Raw genomic sequence first — 14,579 nt, 5'->3', positions numbered from 1 at the left:
CCTTACGTTGCTGTATTCGCTGTCATCGAAGCCGCCCGGTCCGCCGGGCGGTTTTTTTTATCCGTCGTTCACGTGCATGACGGGCTTGCCGCACGGTTGCGCAGGCCCGTCATGCGCGCGCACGAACCCTGTCCGATGGGCCAACGTTGCACGATTCGCCGCGCGCTGCGCGGGCGGGTTGTTAAAATTGCGGTCATCGTTCCGCCGTCCTCCTTCTCATTCATGTCCCGCGCCCTCGAAATCCTCGACGAAGTCTTTGGTTATTCCGCATTTCGCGGCCAGCAGGGCGAAATCGTCGAGCACGTCGCCGGCGGCGGCGATTGCCTCGTGCTGATGCCGACCGGCGGCGGCAAGTCGCTGTGCTACCAGATTCCGGCGCTGCTGCGCCGCGAGGCGGGGCAGGGCGCGGGCATCGTCGTGTCGCCGCTGATCGCGCTGATGCAGGACCAGGTCGCCGCGCTCAGCGAAGTCGGCGTACGCGCGGCGTATCTGAATTCGACGCTGTCGGGCGCCGAAGCCGCGGCGACCGAGCGCGCGCTGCGCGAAGGCGAGATCGATCTACTGTACGTCGCACCGGAGCGGCTGATGACGGGGCGCTTCCTCGAGCTGCTCGAACGCGCGAGGATCGGCCTGTTCGCGATCGACGAGGCGCACTGCGTGTCGCAGTGGGGTCACGACTTCCGTCCCGAATACATTCAGCTGTCGGTGTTGCACGAGCGCTTCCCGTCGGTGCCGCGTATCGCGCTGACGGCCACCGCCGATGCGATCACGCGCGACGAGATCATCCATCGCCTCGCGCTCGACGATGCGCGCGTGTTCGTGTCGAGCTTCGATCGCCCGAACATCCGTTACCGGATCGTCGAGAAGGACAACGCGCGCTCGCAGCTGCTCGACTTCATCCGCGCGGAGCATACGAACGCGGACGGCACAACCGACGCGGGCGTTGTCTACTGCCTGTCGCGCCGCAAGGTCGAGGAAACGGCCGAATGGCTGAAGGCGCAGGGCGTGCGTGCGCTGCCGTACCACGCGGGGATGGAGTTCGAGGTGCGGCAGAAGCACCAGGAAATGTTCCAGCGCGAGGAAGGCGTCGTGATGTGCGCGACCATCGCGTTCGGCATGGGCATCGACAAGCCGGACGTGCGCTTCGTCGCGCACCTCGATTTGCCGAAGAGCGTCGAAGGCTACTACCAGGAAACGGGCCGTGCGGGCCGCGACGGGATGCCGGCGAACGCGTGGATGGCGTATGGCCTCGGCGACGTCGTCCAGCAGCGCAAGATGATCGACGAGTCCGATGCGGACGACGCGCACAAGCGCGTCCAGACGTCGAAGCTCGACGCGCTGCTCGGGTTGTGCGAGACGATCTCGTGCCGGCGCGTGCGATTGCTGAATTACTTCGGCGAGGCGAGCCAGCCGTGCGGCAACTGCGACACCTGCCTCGAGCCTCCCGATTCGTGGGATGCGACGCGCGAGGCGCAGATGGCGCTGTCGTGCGTGTTCCGCGCGCAGCGCGCGAGCGGCTTCAATTTCGGCTCGAGCCATCTGATCGAGATCCTGCGCGGCGGCCGCACCGAGAAGGTGCTGCAGCGCGGTCACGACCAGCTCAGTACGTTCGGGATCGGCGCGTCGCTGTCCGAGCCCGAGTGGCGCGCGATTTTCCGGCAGCTCGTCGCATACGGCTATCTGGCGGTCGACCATGGCGGATTCGGCGCGCTCATGCTGACCGAGGCCGCGAAGCCGGTGCTGAAGAACGAGGAGAAGGTCACGCTGCGCCGCTACGTGAAGCCGCAGCGCACGCGCCAGTCGTCCAGCCGCAGCGGCACGCGCGTCGACCCGACGGCCGGCATGGGCACGCGCGAGCGGGCCCGCTGGGATGCGTTGCGTGCGTGGCGCGCGGAAACCGCGAAATCCGACGGCGTGCCGGCCTACGTGATCTTCCATGACGCCACGCTCGCCGAAATCGCGCGCAATGCGCCCGAGACGATCGAGGACCTGCGCCATATCCCCGGCATGGGCGTGCGCAAGCTCGAACGCTTCGGCGACGAGATCATCGACGTCGTCGAATCGGCATGACACAGGTGATCCGACCCTTCTGGTAAACCGCCCGCGCGGCCGGCAAATCACGCAAGCCGTTGACTTAGTTGGTATTTCCGGAATATGATGCTGGGTTCCGGTATTCGGTGGGCCGAGTCGCGTTCCAAGGTTCGCGTCCGTTTCGCCGGTGTCGGAAGTCAACTGTGCGTCGATTCTCGCTTTGCCCGAAATCGATGTGCAGATTTTGTTCAATTTCAGGAATAAACAATGCCAACCATCAACCAACTGGTTCGCAAAGGCCGTCAGTCGGAAACGACGAAGAGCAAGAGCCCGGCCCTGCAGGACTGCCCCCAGCGTCGCGGCGTGTGCACCCGTGTGTACACGACGACGCCGAAGAAGCCGAACTCGGCACTCCGTAAGGTCGCCAAGGTTCGTCTGACGAACGGCTTCGAAGTGATTTCGTACATCGGCGGTGAAGGCCACAACCTGCAGGAACACTCGGTTGTGCTGATCCGCGGCGGCCGTGTGAAGGACTTGCCGGGTGTGCGTTACCACATGGTTCGCGGCTCGCTGGATACCCAGGGCGTCAAGGACCGTAAGCAAGCGCGCTCGAAGTACGGCGCGAAGCGTGCAAAGGCTGCCAAGTAAGCAGTTTTTGATCAGGGATCGCCCAAGGGCGGTCAAGGCGGGAGTGCCGGATTGCCGGTGCTGTCGAGTAAGTGGTCACCCGGCCAAGCTGGTTAGTCGTGAAGATGTGATCGGGTTTGTTGGTGGCCGCGGGGCTGGAACCAGCTCCAACTGAACAGGTAAAGGAAGAATCATGCCGCGTCGTCGCGAAGTCCCCAAGCGGGAAGTGTTGCCGGATCCGAAGTTCGGCAACGTTGATGTAGCCAAGTTCATGAACATGCTGATGCTGTCCGGCAAGAAGTCGGTCGCAGAGCGCATCGTTTATGGCGCATTCGAACAAATCCAGACCAAGGGTGGCAAGGACCCGCTGGAAGTGTTCACGGTTGCGCTCAACAACGTGAAGCCGGTGGTCGAGGTGAAGAGCCGCCGCGTTGGTGGTGCCAACTATCAGGTTCCGGTCGAAGTGCGCCCGTCGCGTCGTATGGCATTGGCGATGCGCTGGCTGCGCGAGGCTGCGAAGAAGCGCAGCGAGAAGTCGATGGCTCTGCGCCTGGCAGGTGAACTCTCCGAAGCGGCCGAAGGCCGTGGCGGCGCGATGAAGAAGCGCGACGAAGTTCACCGCATGGCAGAAGCCAACCGCGCGTTCTCGCATTTCCGTTTCTAAGCGCCTGTCAGGGCTGTTAGCGGAAATAAATTCCGGGCGGGTGCGCTTTTCAGGCGCCTCGCCCGTTTGTGTTGAAGCATGATGCAGCAGGGCTGCATCATGTCATCCCAGTAGAGGATCAAAGTGGCTCGCAAGACTCCTATCGAGCGCTACCGAAATATCGGTATTAGCGCTCACATCGACGCCGGCAAAACGACGACGACCGAGCGCATTCTGTTTTACACCGGTGTGAACCACAAGATCGGTGAAGTCCACGACGGCGCAGCCACGATGGACTGGATGGAGCAGGAACAGGAGCGTGGCATCACGATCACGTCCGCTGCTACCACGGCCTTCTGGAAGGGCATGGGCGGCAACTATCCGGAACACCGCATCAACATCATCGACACCCCGGGTCACGTCGACTTCACGATCGAAGTGGAGCGCTCGATGCGCGTGCTCGACGGCGCGTGCATGGTGTACTGCGCAGTGGGCGGCGTGCAGCCGCAGTCGGAAACGGTGTGGCGCCAGGCGAACAAGTACAAGGTGCCGCGTCTCGCGTTCGTCAACAAGATGGACCGTACCGGCGCGAACTTCTTCAAGGTCTACGACCAGCTCCGTCTGCGCCTGAAGGCGAACCCGGTTCCGGTCGTGGTGCCGATCGGTGCGGAAGAAGGTTTCAAGGGTGTCGTCGACCTGATCAAGATGAAAGCGATCATTTGGGACGAGGCATCGCAAGGTACCAAGTTCGACTACGTGGACATCCCGGCGGAACTCGTCGACACGTGCAACGAATGGCGCGAAAAGATGGTCGAAGCGGCTGCCGAGTCGAACGAAGACCTGATGAACAAGTACCTCGAAGCGGGCGAGCTGTCCGAAGCCGAGATCGTGAAGGGTCTGCGTGACCGTACGATCGCGTGCGAAATTCAGCCGATGCTGTGCGGTACCGCGTTCAAGAACAAGGGCGTGCAGCGCATGCTCGACGCCGTGATCGATTTCCTGCCGTCGCCGGTCGACATCCCGCCGGTTACGGGTGAACTCGAAAATGGCGAGAAGACGGAGCGCCGTGCGTCCGACGACGAGAAGTTCGCGGCACTCGCGTTCAAGATCATGACCGACCCGTTCGTCGGCCAGCTGATCTTCTTCCGCGTCTACTCGGGCGTCGTCAATTCGGGCGACACGCTGCTCAATGCGACCAAGGACAAGAAAGAGCGTCTCGGCCGTATTCTGCAGATGCACGCGAACCAGCGTGAAGAAATCAAGGAAGTTCGCGCAGGCGACATCGCTGCTGCGGTCGGCCTGAAGGAAGCGACCACGGGCGACACGTTGTGCGATCCGGCACATCCGATCGTGCTCGAACGCATGATTTTCCCGGAGCCGGTGATTTCGCAGGCCGTCGAGCCGAAGACGAAGGCTGACCAGGAGAAGATGGGCCTGGCGCTCAACCGTCTCGCACAGGAAGATCCGTCGTTCCGCGTGCAGACCGACGAAGAGTCGGGTCAAACCATCATTTCGGGCATGGGCGAGCTCCACCTCGAAATTCTGGTCGACCGGATGAAGCGTGAATTCGGCGTGGAAGCAACCGTCGGCAAGCCGCAGGTGGCCTACCGCGAAACCATTCGCAAGTCGGCCGCGGACGTCGAAGGCAAGTTCGTCAAGCAGTCGGGTGGTCGTGGTCAGTATGGCCATGCGGTCATTACGCTCGAGCGCAGCGAACTGGGCAAGGGCTACGAGTTCGTCGACGCGATCAAGGGCGGCGTGATTCCGCGCGAATACATCCCGTCGGTTGACAAGGGTATCCAGGAAACGCTGAAGAGCGGCGTGCTGGCAGGCTTCCCGGTTGTCGACGTGAAGGTCACGCTGACGTTCGGTTCGTACCACGACGTCGACTCGAACGAAAATGCGTTCCGCATGGCCGGTTCGATGGCGTTCAAGGAAGCGATGCGTCGTGCGGATCCGGTTCTGCTCGAGCCGATGATGGCCGTGGAAGTGGAAACGCCGGAAGACTTCATGGGTAACGTGATGGGTGACCTGTCGGGTCGTCGCGGCATCATCCAGGGCATGGATGACATGGTAGGCGGCGGCAAGATCGTGCGCGCCGAAGTGCCGCTGTCGGAAATGTTCGGCTACTCGACGTCGCTGCGTTCGCTGACGCAGGGTCGCGCAACGTACACGATGGAGTTCAAGCACTACGCTGAAGCTCCGAAGAACGTTGCAGAAGCGATCATCAGCGCGAAGACGAAGTAATTCGTTATCACAATCGATTATTTTTGAAAGAAGAGAATCATGGCAAAAGGTAAATTCGAGCGGACCAAGCCGCACGTGAACGTTGGTACGATTGGTCACGTTGACCACGGCAAGACGACGCTGACGGCAGCGATCACGACGGTGCTGACGAAGAAGTTTGGTGGCGAAGCGAAGGCGTACGACCAGATCGACGCGGCACCGGAAGAAAAGGCGCGCGGCATCACGATCAACACGGCACACGTCGAGTACGAAACGGCTAACCGCCACTACGCACACGTCGACTGCCCGGGCCACGCTGACTATGTGAAGAACATGATCACGGGCGCAGCGCAGATGGACGGCGCGATCCTGGTTTGCTCGGCAGCAGACGGCCCGATGCCGCAAACGCGTGAGCACATCCTGCTGGCGCGTCAGGTTGGCGTTCCGTACATCATCGTGTTCCTGAACAAGTGCGACATGGTGGACGACGCTGAACTGCTCGAGCTGGTCGAGATGGAAGTTCGCGAACTCCTGTCGAAGTACGACTTCCCGGGCGACGACACGCCGATCGTGAAGGGTTCGGCAAAGCTGGCGCTGGAAGGCGACACGGGCGAGCTGGGCGAAGTGGCGATCATGAGCCTGGCAGACGCACTGGACACGTACATCCCGACGCCGGAGCGTGCAGTTGACGGCGCGTTCCTGATGCCGGTGGAAGACGTGTTCTCGATCTCGGGCCGCGGTACGGTTGTGACGGGTCGTGTCGAGCGCGGTATCGTGAAGGTCGGCGAAGAAATCGAAATCGTCGGTATCAAGCCGACGGTGAAGACGACCTGCACGGGCGTTGAAATGTTCCGCAAGCTGCTGGACCAAGGTCAGGCAGGCGACAACGTCGGTATCCTGCTGCGCGGCACGAAGCGTGAAGACGTGGAGCGTGGCCAGGTTCTGGCGAAGCCGGGTTCGATCACGCCGCACACGCACTTCACGGCTGAAGTGTACGTGCTGAGCAAGGACGAAGGCGGCCGCCACACGCCGTTCTTCAACAACTACCGTCCGCAGTTCTACTTCCGTACGACGGACGTGACGGGCTCGATCGAGCTGCCGAAGGACAAGGAAATGGTGATGCCGGGCGACAACGTGTCGATCACGGTGAAGCTGATCGCTCCGATCGCGATGGAAGAAGGTCTGCGCTTCGCAATCCGCGAAGGTGGCCGTACCGTCGGCGCCGGCGTCGTCGCCAAGATCATCGAGTAATATCGACGATCCGCGGATCCCTCCGGGGTCCGCGATTCCACGGTAGGCAGTTGTACCGTCGAAACCGGGTGTCCAGTTTGATCTGGCACCCGGTTTTGTCTTTGTGGTGCGTGCGTCGCTGTATTGACAAACGCGCACCACGCTCCGAATTTTCGTGTAGAATCGCGGGCTTAGCAGTGGAAGTACCGTTCGGGACGTGTCGCCTCGCTCCCCGCAGGCAACAGGTTTCGCGTTCTTTTAGTGTCCGGCGATGCAACATCGCCTCGCTCTTTTCAAGGAATCGTCATGCAGCAACAGAAAATCCGCATTCGCCTGAAGGCTTTCGACTACCGTTTGATCGATCAATCGGCTGCCGAGATCGTCGATACCGCGAAGCGGACTGGTGCAATCGTCCGTGGCCCGGTGCCGCTGCCGACGCGCATCCAGCGTTTTGACATCCTGCGTTCGCCGCACGTCAACAAGACGTCGCGCGATCAGCTCGAAATCCGTACCCACCAGCGCCTGATGGACATCGTCGATCCGACCGACAAGACGGTTGACGCGCTGATGAAGCTCGATCTGCCGGCTGGCGTCGACGTGGAAATCAAGCTGCAGTAAGGCTTTCAGCGCCAACCGGCTTGTCGGGTGGCGCTAAGTCTTTGATTGCTTGCGGAAATCGAGAAGTCGGGCTATAATGCTTGGCTTTTCGCGTATTCGCATAAAAAAGTTGGGCCTTGCGTGCCCGGCATTTTGTAAATCAGCCCCGACCAATCGCAGTCGGGAATGGAGAAAATGATGAGCCTTGGACTCGTAGGTCGCAAGGTTGGCATGACCCGTATCTTCACGGCTGAAGGGGATTCGATTCCCGTCACCGTGCTGGACGTGTCGGACAACCGCGTGACGCAGATCAAGACTGTTGAAACCGACGGCTACACGGCCGTGCAGGTTGCATTCGGCTCCCGCCGCGCATCGCGCGTGACGAAGCCGCTGGCAGGTCATCTCGCCAAAGCCGGTGTCGAAGCCGGTGAAATCCTCAAGGAATTCCGCATTGACGCGGCCAAGGCAGCTGAGCTGTCGAATGGCGCCGTGGTCGGTGCTGATCTTTTCGAAGTAGGCCAGAAGGTCGACGTGCAAGGCGTGTCGATCGGTAAGGGCTACGCCGGTACGATCAAGCGTTACAACTTCTCCTCCGGCCGTGCCACGCACGGTAACTCGCGCTCGCACAATGTGCCGGGCTCGATCGGTATGGCGCAGGATCCGGGTCGTGTTTTCCCGGGTAAGCGCATGACGGGTCACCTCGGTGACGTTACGGTGACGGTGCAGAACCTCGAAATCGCTCGTATCGACGCAGAGCGCAAGCTGCTGCTCGTCAAGGGCGCGATTCCGGGCGCGAAGGGCGGCAAGGTTTTCGTGACGCCGGCCGTCAAGACCAAGGGGGCGAAATAATGGAACTCAAGCTCCTGAACGAAAATGGTCAGGAAGGTGCAGTGGTCAACGCGTCGGACGTCGTGTTCGGTCGTGACTACAACGAAGCGCTGATCCACCAGGTCGTCGTCGCGTACCAGGCGAATGCTCGCCAGGGTAACCGCGCACAGAAGGACCGTGAGCAAGTCAAGCACACCACCAAGAAGCCGTGGCGTCAGAAGGGTACGGGCCGCGCTCGTGCCGGTATGTCGTCGAGCCCGCTGTGGCGTGGCGGTGGTCGCATCTTCCCGAACTCGCCGGAAGAAAACTTCTCGCACAAGGTCAACAAGAAGATGCATCGCGCAGGTCTCTGCTCGATCTTCTCGCAGCTGGCCCGTGAAGGCCGTCTGTCGGTCGTCGAGGACATCATCCTCGAAGCGCCGAAGACCAAGCTGCTGGCTGACAAATTCAAGACCATGGGTCTCGACTCCGTGCTGATCATTACGGATACGGTCGACGAGAACCTGTACCTGGCTTCGCGCAACCTGCCGCACGTGGCGATTGTCGAGCCGCGCTACGCTGACCCGCTGTCGCTGATCTACTTCAAGAAAGTGCTGGTCACGAAGGCTGCGGTCGCCCAGATCGAGGAGTTGCTGTCATGAGCGAGATTCGCAAAAACGATCATCGTTTGATGCAGGTCCTGCTCGCACCGGTGATCTCGGAAAAGGCGACGCTGGTTGCCGACAAGAACGAGCAAGTCGTGTTCGAAGTCGCACCGGATGCCACGAAGCAGGAAGTGAAGGCGGCTGTCGAGCTGCTGTTCAAGGTTGAAGTTGATTCGGTCAACGTGCTGGTCCAGAAGGGCAAGCAAAAGCGTTTCGGCCGTTCGATGGGTCGCCGCAAGGACGTGAAGAAGGCGTACGTTTGCCTGAAGCCCGGCCAGGAAATCAACTTTGAAGCGGAGGCCAAGTAATCATGGCAATCGTGAAAGTTAAACCGACTTCGCCGGGTCGCCGCGCGATGGTCAAGGTGGTCAACAAGAATCTGCACCAGGGCAAGCCGTTCGCGGCACTGCTCGACTCGCAGAGCTCGACCGCCGGCCGTAACAACAACGGCCGTATCACCACGCGTCACAAGGGTGGTGGTCACAAGCAGCACTATCGTATCGTCGATTTCCGTCGCACGAAGGATGGCATCCCGGCAAAGGTCGAGCGTCTCGAGTACGACCCGAACCGTAGCGCGAACATCGCGCTGGTGCTCTACGCAGACGGCGAGCGTCGCTACATCATCGCCCCGAAGGGCCTGACCGTCGGCCAACAGCTGATGTCGGGTTCGGAAGCGCCGATCCGTGCAGGCAACACGCTGCCGATCCGCAACATTCCGGTCGGTACGACGATCCACTGCATCGAGATGCTGCCGGGCAAGGGCGCGCAAATGGCGCGTTCGGCTGGCACGTCGGCCATGCTGCTGGCACGCGAAGGCGTCTACGCGCAGGTTCGTCTGCGTTCGGGCGAAATCCGCCGCGTGCACATCGAGTGCCGTGCAACGATCGGTGAAGTCGGCAACGAAGAGCATAGCCTGCGCCAGATCGGCAAGGCTGGCGCGAACCGCTGGCGCGGTATCCGCCCGACGGTGCGTGGCGTTGCGATGAACCCGGTTGATCACCCGCACGGTGGTGGTGAGGGCAAGACGGCTGCAGGTCGCGACCCGGTGAGCCCGTGGGGTACGCCGGCTAAGGGTTATCGCACCCGCAGCAACAAGCGCACGACGACGATGATCGTTCAGCGCCGTCACAAGCGTTAAGGAGTAGGCAATGGCACGTTCTGTAAAAAAAGGTCCGTTCTGCGACGCCCATTTGCTGAAGAAAGTTGAGGCGGCTGCAGCTTCGCGCGACAAAAAGCCGATCAAGACCTGGTCGCGTCGCTCGACGATTCTGCCGGATTTCATCGGCCTGACGATCGCTGTTCACAACGGCCGTCAACACGTTCCGGTGTACATCTCGGAAAACATGGTCGGCCACAAGCTTGGCGAGTTCGCACTGACCCGTACGTTCAAGGGTCACGCGGCCGACAAGAAGGCCAAGAAATAAGGGGCAATCAAGATGGAAGTGAAAGCAATTCATCGCGGTGCCCGCATCTCGGCGCAAAAAACGCGCCTTGTGGCTGACCAGATCCGCGGTTTGCCGGTCGACAAGGCGCTGAACGTCCTGACGTTCTCGCCGAAGAAGGCGGCTGGCATCGTGAAGAAGGTTGTGCTGTCGGCAATCGCGAATGCGGAGCACAACGAAGGCGCTGATATCGACGAGCTCAAGATCAAGAGCATCTACGTCGACAAGGCTGCATCGCTCAAGCGTTTCACCGCGCGCGCCAAAGGCCGCGGTAACCGCATCGAGAAGCAATCCTGTCACATCACTGTGACGGTCGGGAATTAAGGAGCCATACGATGGGACAGAAAATTCATCCGACTGGCTTCCGCCTGGCTGTCAGCCGCAATTGGGCTTCGCGTTGGTACGCGAACAACAACAATTTCGCGGCGATGCTGCAGGAAGACATCGGTGTTCGTGAGTACCTGAAGAAGAAGCTGAAGAACGCTTCGGTCGGTCGGGTCGTCATCGAGCGTCCGGCAAAGAACGCGCGCATCACGATTTACAGCTCGCGTCCGGGCGTCGTCATCGGCAAGAAGGGCGAGGATATCGAACAGCTGAAGACGGAACTGCAACGCCGCATGGGCGTGCCGGTTCACGTCAACATCGAAGAGATCCGCAAGCCGGAAACCGATGCGCAACTGATCGCTGACTCGATCACGCAACAGCTCGAGCGCCGGATCATGTTCCGTCGCGCGATGAAGCGTGCGATGCAGAACGCGATGCGTCTGGGTGCCCAGGGCATCAAGATCATGAGCGCAGGCCGTCTGAACGGTATCGAAATCGCTCGTACGGAGTGGTATCGCGAAGGTCGCGTGCCCCTTCACACGCTGCGTGCCGATATCGACTACGCGACTTCGGAAGCGAAGACGACCTACGGCATCATCGGTGTCAAGGTGTGGGTATACAAGGGCGACACGCTCGGCCGCAACGATGCGCCGGTGGTCGAAGAAGTAGCCGAAGACAAGCGTCCGCGTCGCAATGCGCGTCCGGGCGACCGTCGTCCGCGCCGTGACGGCGAAGGCGGCGCTCCGGGTGCTCGCCGTGGCGCACCGCGCCGTGGCGCCGGCAAGCCCGAAGACGGCAAGACTGGAGAATAACGATGCTGCAACCGAAACGCAGAAAGTATCGTAAAGAGCAGAAGGGTCGTAACACCGGCAAGGCGACGCGCGGCAACGCAGTGTCGTTCGGTGATTTCGGCCTGAAGGCGATCGGTCGCGGTCGTTTGACCGCACGTCAAATTGAAGCGGCGCGTCGTGCAATGACGCGTCACATCAAGCGTGGCGGTCGTATCTGGATCCGGATCTTCCCGGACAAGCCGATTTCGCAGAAGCCGGCCGAAGTGCGTATGGGTAACGGTAAGGGTAACCCGGAGTACTACGTCGCAGAGATCCAGCCGGGCAAGATGCTCTATGAAATGGACGGCGTAACCGAAGAACTGGCACGCGAAGCGTTCCGTCTGGCTGCAGCCAAGCTGCCGCTGAAGACGGCATTCATCGTGCGCCAGCTCGGCGCCTAAGGAGAAAACATGAAGGCTTCCGAACTTCTCCAGAAAGACCAGGCCGCGCTCAACAAGGAGCTGGCGGACCTGCTGAAGGCGCAATTCGGCCTGCGCATGCAACTCGCGACCCAGCAGCTCACGAACACGAGCCAGCTGAAGAAGGTTCGTCGCGACATCGCACGTGTGCGGACCGTCATGACTCAGAAGGCGAACCAGAAATGAACGATAGCGTGAAAACCTCGCTGAAGCGGACGCTGGTCGGTCGGGTCGTCAGCAACAAGATGGACAAGACCGTCACGGTGCTGATCGAGCACCGCGTCAAGCACCCGATCTACGGCAAGTATGTCGTGCGCTCGAAGAAGTACCACGCGCATGATGAAGCGAACACCTGCAACGAAGGCGATCTCGTCGAAATCCAGGAAACCCGTCCTGTTTCGAAGACGAAGGCCTGGACGGTGTCGCGCCTCGTCGAAGCGGCTCGCGTGATCTAAGCGGGTCCGTGCAGTAGGTAGTAACAGGCACTTCTCCACGAAGTGCTTGAAATCGCAAAGTTTTTGCTTGCGTGACCAGGATTATTTGTTATAATCCTGGTCTTCCCTCTTTATGGGAGCCCCGTCGCGGGCGAAGTTGGTGGGGGAAGCGGACTGGCGCCAGCCTGTCCGAAAGATTCACCGAATTGCGATGGCGGGTTTCGTTTGCCGTCGCTGCTGTTCCAACCCAAGCAGCCGATTGGCTGACGGGACCAAGACTGACCGAATGCATCATGGTGGTGCATCCGGATTAAGTTGGGAAAGACAAACCATGATCCAGACCGAATCTCGGCTCGAAGTAGCCGACAACACGGGTGCGCGTGAAGTCATGTGCATCAAGGTGCTCGGCGGCTCGAAGCGTCGTTATGCCGGCATTGGCGACATCATCAAGGTGACCGTCAAAGAAGCAACGCCGCGCGGGCGCGTGAAGAAAGGCGAAATCTACAACGCCGTGGTGGTCCGCACCGCCAAGGGTGTTCGCCGTCAAGACGGCTCGCTGATCAAGTTCGACGGCAACGCCGCTGTGCTTTTGAATAACAAGCTTGAGCCGATCGGCACCCGTATCTTCGGGCCGGTGACGCGTGAGCTGCGTAGCGAACGATTCATGAAGATCGTTTCGCTGGCGCCGGAAGTGCTGTAAGGAGTCGCGATGAACAAGATTCGCAAAGGTGACGAAGTTATCGTCGTCACTGGTAAGGACAAGGGCAAGCGCGGCGTCGTGCTGGCTGTCGGTGCTGAACATGTGACGGTTGAGGGTATCAACCTCGTCAAGAAGCATGTGAAGCCGAACCCGATGAAGGGTACGACGGGCGGTGTGGAAGCGAAGACGATGCCCCTGCATATTTCGAACGTCGCACTGGTCGACGCGAATGGCAAGGCGTCGCGTGTTGGCATCAAGGTCGAGGAAGGCAAGAAGGTTCGCTTCCTGAAGACGACCGGTGCCGTACTGAGCGCCTGACGCAGCGGAGTAAAAAATGGCTCGTTTTCAAGAGTTTTACAAAGAAAAGGTTGTGCCCGGCCTGATCGAGAAGTTCGGTTACAAGTCGGTCATGGAAGTGCCGCGCATCACCAAGATCACGCTGAACATGGGTCTTGGCGAGGCGATCGCTGACAAGAAGATCATCGAGAACGCCGTTGGCGACCTCACGAAGATCGCCGGTCAGAAGCCGGTCGTCACGAAGGCACGCAAGGCAATCGCAGGCTTCAAGATCCGCCAGGGTTACCCGATCGGCGCGATGGTGACGCTGCGCGGCCAGGCGATGTACGAATTCCTCGACCGCTTCGTGACCGTTGCCCTGCCCCGCGTGCGTGACTTCCGCGGCGTGTCGGGTCGTGCTTTCGATGGCCGTGGCAACTACAACATCGGTGTGAAAGAGCAGATCATTTTCCCCGAAATCGACTACGACAAGATCGACGCACTGCGTGGGCTGAACATCAGCATCACGACGACTGCGAAGACCGACGACGAAGCAAAGGCTCTGCTCGCCAGCTTCAAGTTCCCGTTCAGAAACTGAGGTTACCGTGGCTAAACTGGCACTGATCGAACGTGAAAAGAAGCGCGCCCGCCTGGTCGCGAAGTTCGCAGCAAAGCGCGAAGCGCTGAAGGCGATCGTCGAAGACCAAAGCAAGTCGGAAGAAGAGCGCTACGAAGCACGCCTGGAGCTGCAGCAACTGCCCCGCAACGCAAACCCGACCCGCCAGCGTAACCGCTGCGCGATCACGGGCCGCCCGCGTGGCACGTTCCGTAAATTCGGCCTCGCGCGTAACAAGATTCGTGAAATCGCATTCCGTGGCGAGATTCCTGGCCTGACCAAGGCGAGCTGGTAATAGGAGAAACGTAAATGAGCATGAGTGATCCTATCGCCGATATGCTGACTCGCATCCGCAACGCGCAGATGGTCGAGAAGGTATCGGTCGCGATGCCCTCGTCGAAGGTCAAGGTTGCAATCGCGCAAGTCCTGAAGGACGAAGGTTATATCGACGATTTCGCCGTCAAGGCGGAAGGTGCGAAGTCCGAACTGAATATCGCGCTGAAGTACTACGCAGGTCGCCCGGTCATCGAACGCCTCGAGCGCGTGTCGAAGCCTGGTCTGCGCGTGTACCGCGGCCGCAACGACATTCCCCAGGTCATGAACGGCCTGGGCGTGGCAATCGTGTCGACGCCGAAGGGCGTGATGACTGATCGCAAGGCGCGCGCTACTGGCGTCGGCGGCGAAGTCATCTGCTACGTCGCTTAAAGCCGAG

21 protein-coding genes are annotated in these 14,579 nt (G+C 60.5%); all 21 read left to right on the top strand.

Annotation, left to right across the window (positions count from 1 at the left end; all coding sequences use genetic code 11):
* Positions 1-222 precede the first annotated feature (222 nt).
* The 21 genes from recQ to rpsH all read left to right on the top strand — a co-directional run bounded on the left by recQ (position 223) and on the right by rpsH (position 14,572).
* Positions 223-2,070, top strand: a complete 1,848-nt coding sequence (gene recQ, locus F3J14_RS07660; protein ID WP_105788615.1) for a DNA helicase RecQ — start codon at positions 223-225, stop codon at positions 2,068-2,070.
* 228 nt (positions 2,071-2,298) lie between these two features.
* A complete protein-coding gene (gene rpsL / locus F3J14_RS07655; protein ID WP_006400662.1) occupies positions 2,299-2,679 on the top strand; it encodes a 30S ribosomal protein S12 in 381 nt (126 codons plus the stop codon).
* 172 nt (positions 2,680-2,851) lie between these two features.
* Positions 2,852-3,322 (top strand): 30S ribosomal protein S7, encoded by a 471-nt coding sequence (gene rpsG, locus F3J14_RS07650; RefSeq protein WP_006477195.1) that lies wholly within the window; start codon positions 2,852-2,854, stop codon positions 3,320-3,322.
* Between the two features lie 123 nt (positions 3,323-3,445).
* Positions 3,446-5,548, top strand: a complete 2,103-nt coding sequence (gene fusA / locus F3J14_RS07645; protein ID WP_011655759.1) for an elongation factor G — start codon at positions 3,446-3,448, stop codon at positions 5,546-5,548.
* Between the two features lie 39 nt (positions 5,549-5,587).
* Entirely contained in the window at positions 5,588-6,778 is a 1,191-nt protein-coding gene (tuf, locus tag F3J14_RS07640) for an elongation factor Tu (protein ID WP_011350666.1), read from the top strand.
* Between the two features lie 285 nt (positions 6,779-7,063).
* Positions 7,064-7,375: a 30S ribosomal protein S10 gene (gene rpsJ, locus F3J14_RS07635; protein WP_004199280.1), complete on the top strand. Its 312-nt coding sequence runs from the start codon at positions 7,064-7,066 to the stop codon at positions 7,373-7,375.
* Positions 7,376-7,552: 177 nt separating this feature from the next.
* Positions 7,553-8,203: a 50S ribosomal protein L3 gene (rplC, locus tag F3J14_RS07630; RefSeq protein ID WP_006752926.1), complete on the top strand. Its 651-nt coding sequence runs from the start codon at positions 7,553-7,555 to the stop codon at positions 8,201-8,203.
* A complete protein-coding gene (rplD, locus tag F3J14_RS07625; protein ID WP_006477192.1) occupies positions 8,203-8,823 on the top strand; it encodes a 50S ribosomal protein L4 in 621 nt (206 codons plus the stop codon). Before rplC ends, rplD begins: the two co-directional genes overlap by 1 nt.
* Positions 8,820-9,134 carry a 50S ribosomal protein L23 gene (rplW, locus tag F3J14_RS07620; protein WP_004199275.1) on the top strand — a complete coding sequence of 105 codons (315 nt, stop codon included), beginning with the start codon at positions 8,820-8,822 and terminating at the stop codon, positions 9,132-9,134. The genes rplD and rplW overlap by 4 nt, the downstream gene beginning before the upstream one ends.
* Before the next feature lie 2 nt (positions 9,135-9,136).
* On the top strand, positions 9,137-9,964 hold the full coding sequence (gene rplB / locus F3J14_RS07615) for a 50S ribosomal protein L2 (protein WP_006482900.1): 828 nt from the start codon (positions 9,137-9,139) through the stop codon (positions 9,962-9,964).
* A gap of 10 nt (positions 9,965-9,974) precedes the next feature.
* Positions 9,975-10,250: a 30S ribosomal protein S19 gene (rpsS, locus tag F3J14_RS07610; RefSeq protein WP_004199273.1), complete on the top strand. Its 276-nt coding sequence runs from the start codon at positions 9,975-9,977 to the stop codon at positions 10,248-10,250.
* A gap of 12 nt (positions 10,251-10,262) precedes the next feature.
* Complete coding sequence (rplV, locus tag F3J14_RS07605) at positions 10,263-10,592, top strand: 50S ribosomal protein L22 (RefSeq protein ID WP_004199272.1); 330 nt, start codon at positions 10,263-10,265, stop codon at positions 10,590-10,592.
* Between the two features lie 11 nt (positions 10,593-10,603).
* Positions 10,604-11,404, top strand: coding sequence for a 30S ribosomal protein S3 (rpsC, locus tag F3J14_RS07600; RefSeq protein WP_006482899.1), 801 nt, complete (start codon positions 10,604-10,606; stop codon positions 11,402-11,404).
* A gap of 2 nt (positions 11,405-11,406) precedes the next feature.
* Positions 11,407-11,823: a 50S ribosomal protein L16 gene (gene rplP, locus F3J14_RS07595; protein ID WP_006752927.1), complete on the top strand. Its 417-nt coding sequence runs from the start codon at positions 11,407-11,409 to the stop codon at positions 11,821-11,823.
* Between the two features lie 9 nt (positions 11,824-11,832).
* Positions 11,833-12,027, top strand: a complete 195-nt coding sequence (gene rpmC / locus F3J14_RS07590) for a 50S ribosomal protein L29 (RefSeq protein ID WP_006400652.1) — start codon at positions 11,833-11,835, stop codon at positions 12,025-12,027.
* Positions 12,024-12,296 carry a 30S ribosomal protein S17 gene (gene rpsQ, locus F3J14_RS07585; RefSeq protein WP_006752928.1) on the top strand — a complete coding sequence of 91 codons (273 nt, stop codon included), beginning with the start codon at positions 12,024-12,026 and terminating at the stop codon, positions 12,294-12,296. Before rpmC ends, rpsQ begins: the two co-directional genes overlap by 4 nt.
* 310 nt (positions 12,297-12,606) lie before the next feature.
* Complete coding sequence (rplN, locus tag F3J14_RS07580) at positions 12,607-12,975, top strand: 50S ribosomal protein L14 (protein WP_006752929.1); 369 nt, start codon at positions 12,607-12,609, stop codon at positions 12,973-12,975.
* A 9-nt stretch (positions 12,976-12,984) separates the two neighbouring features.
* Positions 12,985-13,293: a 50S ribosomal protein L24 gene (gene rplX, locus F3J14_RS07575; protein ID WP_006477187.1), complete on the top strand. Its 309-nt coding sequence runs from the start codon at positions 12,985-12,987 to the stop codon at positions 13,291-13,293.
* A gap of 16 nt (positions 13,294-13,309) precedes the next feature.
* The gene (rplE, locus tag F3J14_RS07570) at positions 13,310-13,849 is read left to right on the top strand and encodes a 50S ribosomal protein L5 (protein ID WP_006477186.1); all 540 of its coding nucleotides are present in this window, start codon (positions 13,310-13,312) and stop codon (positions 13,847-13,849) included.
* A 7-nt stretch (positions 13,850-13,856) separates the two neighbouring features.
* Positions 13,857-14,162, top strand: a complete 306-nt coding sequence (rpsN, locus tag F3J14_RS07565) for a 30S ribosomal protein S14 (protein ID WP_006482884.1) — start codon at positions 13,857-13,859, stop codon at positions 14,160-14,162.
* Positions 14,163-14,176: 14 nt separating this feature from the next.
* Positions 14,177-14,572 (top strand): 30S ribosomal protein S8, encoded by a 396-nt coding sequence (gene rpsH / locus F3J14_RS07560; RefSeq protein WP_006477185.1) that lies wholly within the window; start codon positions 14,177-14,179, stop codon positions 14,570-14,572.
* The last annotated feature ends 7 nt before the right edge of the window (positions 14,573-14,579 follow it).

Origin of the sequence: Burkholderia sp. Tr-862, from assembly GCF_011753085.1 — a bacterium.
GTDB classification, from domain to species: domain Bacteria; phylum Pseudomonadota; class Gammaproteobacteria; order Burkholderiales; family Burkholderiaceae; genus Burkholderia; species Burkholderia ambifaria.
The sequence above is the reverse complement of the archived record's forward strand: the minus strand, read 5'-3'. Positions and strand labels throughout refer to the sequence as shown.

Excerpts from the sequence above, each read along its gene's own strand:
- rpsJ (WP_004199280.1), top strand. The coding sequence starts at position 7,064 with ATGCAGCAACAGAAAATCCGCATTCGCCTGAAGGCTTTCGACTACCGT.
- rplP (WP_006752927.1), top strand. The coding sequence starts at position 11,407 with ATGCTGCAACCGAAACGCAGAAAGTATCGTAAAGAGCAGAAGGGTCGT.
- rpsQ (WP_006752928.1), top strand. The coding sequence starts at position 12,024 with ATGAACGATAGCGTGAAAACCTCGCTGAAGCGGACGCTGGTCGGTCGG.
- rplX (WP_006477187.1), top strand. The coding sequence starts at position 12,985 with ATGAACAAGATTCGCAAAGGTGACGAAGTTATCGTCGTCACTGGTAAG.
- rplN (WP_006752929.1), top strand. The coding sequence starts at position 12,607 with ATGATCCAGACCGAATCTCGGCTCGAAGTAGCCGACAACACGGGTGCG.
- rplE (WP_006477186.1), top strand. The coding sequence starts at position 13,310 with ATGGCTCGTTTTCAAGAGTTTTACAAAGAAAAGGTTGTGCCCGGCCTG.
- recQ (WP_105788615.1), top strand. The coding sequence starts at position 223 with ATGTCCCGCGCCCTCGAAATCCTCGACGAAGTCTTTGGTTATTCCGCA.
- rpsC (WP_006482899.1), top strand. The coding sequence starts at position 10,604 with ATGGGACAGAAAATTCATCCGACTGGCTTCCGCCTGGCTGTCAGCCGC.
- rpsL (WP_006400662.1), top strand. The coding sequence starts at position 2,299 with ATGCCAACCATCAACCAACTGGTTCGCAAAGGCCGTCAGTCGGAAACG.
- rpmC (WP_006400652.1), top strand. The coding sequence starts at position 11,833 with ATGAAGGCTTCCGAACTTCTCCAGAAAGACCAGGCCGCGCTCAACAAG.
- rplV (WP_004199272.1), top strand. The coding sequence starts at position 10,263 with ATGGAAGTGAAAGCAATTCATCGCGGTGCCCGCATCTCGGCGCAAAAA.
- tuf (WP_011350666.1), top strand. The coding sequence starts at position 5,588 with ATGGCAAAAGGTAAATTCGAGCGGACCAAGCCGCACGTGAACGTTGGT.
- rplC (WP_006752926.1), top strand. The coding sequence starts at position 7,553 with ATGAGCCTTGGACTCGTAGGTCGCAAGGTTGGCATGACCCGTATCTTC.
- rpsS (WP_004199273.1), top strand. The coding sequence starts at position 9,975 with ATGGCACGTTCTGTAAAAAAAGGTCCGTTCTGCGACGCCCATTTGCTG.
- rplW (WP_004199275.1), top strand. The coding sequence starts at position 8,820 with ATGAGCGAGATTCGCAAAAACGATCATCGTTTGATGCAGGTCCTGCTC.
- rplB (WP_006482900.1), top strand. The coding sequence starts at position 9,137 with ATGGCAATCGTGAAAGTTAAACCGACTTCGCCGGGTCGCCGCGCGATG.
- rplD (WP_006477192.1), top strand. The coding sequence starts at position 8,203 with ATGGAACTCAAGCTCCTGAACGAAAATGGTCAGGAAGGTGCAGTGGTC.
- rpsH (WP_006477185.1), top strand. The coding sequence starts at position 14,177 with ATGAGCATGAGTGATCCTATCGCCGATATGCTGACTCGCATCCGCAAC.
- rpsG (WP_006477195.1), top strand. The coding sequence starts at position 2,852 with ATGCCGCGTCGTCGCGAAGTCCCCAAGCGGGAAGTGTTGCCGGATCCG.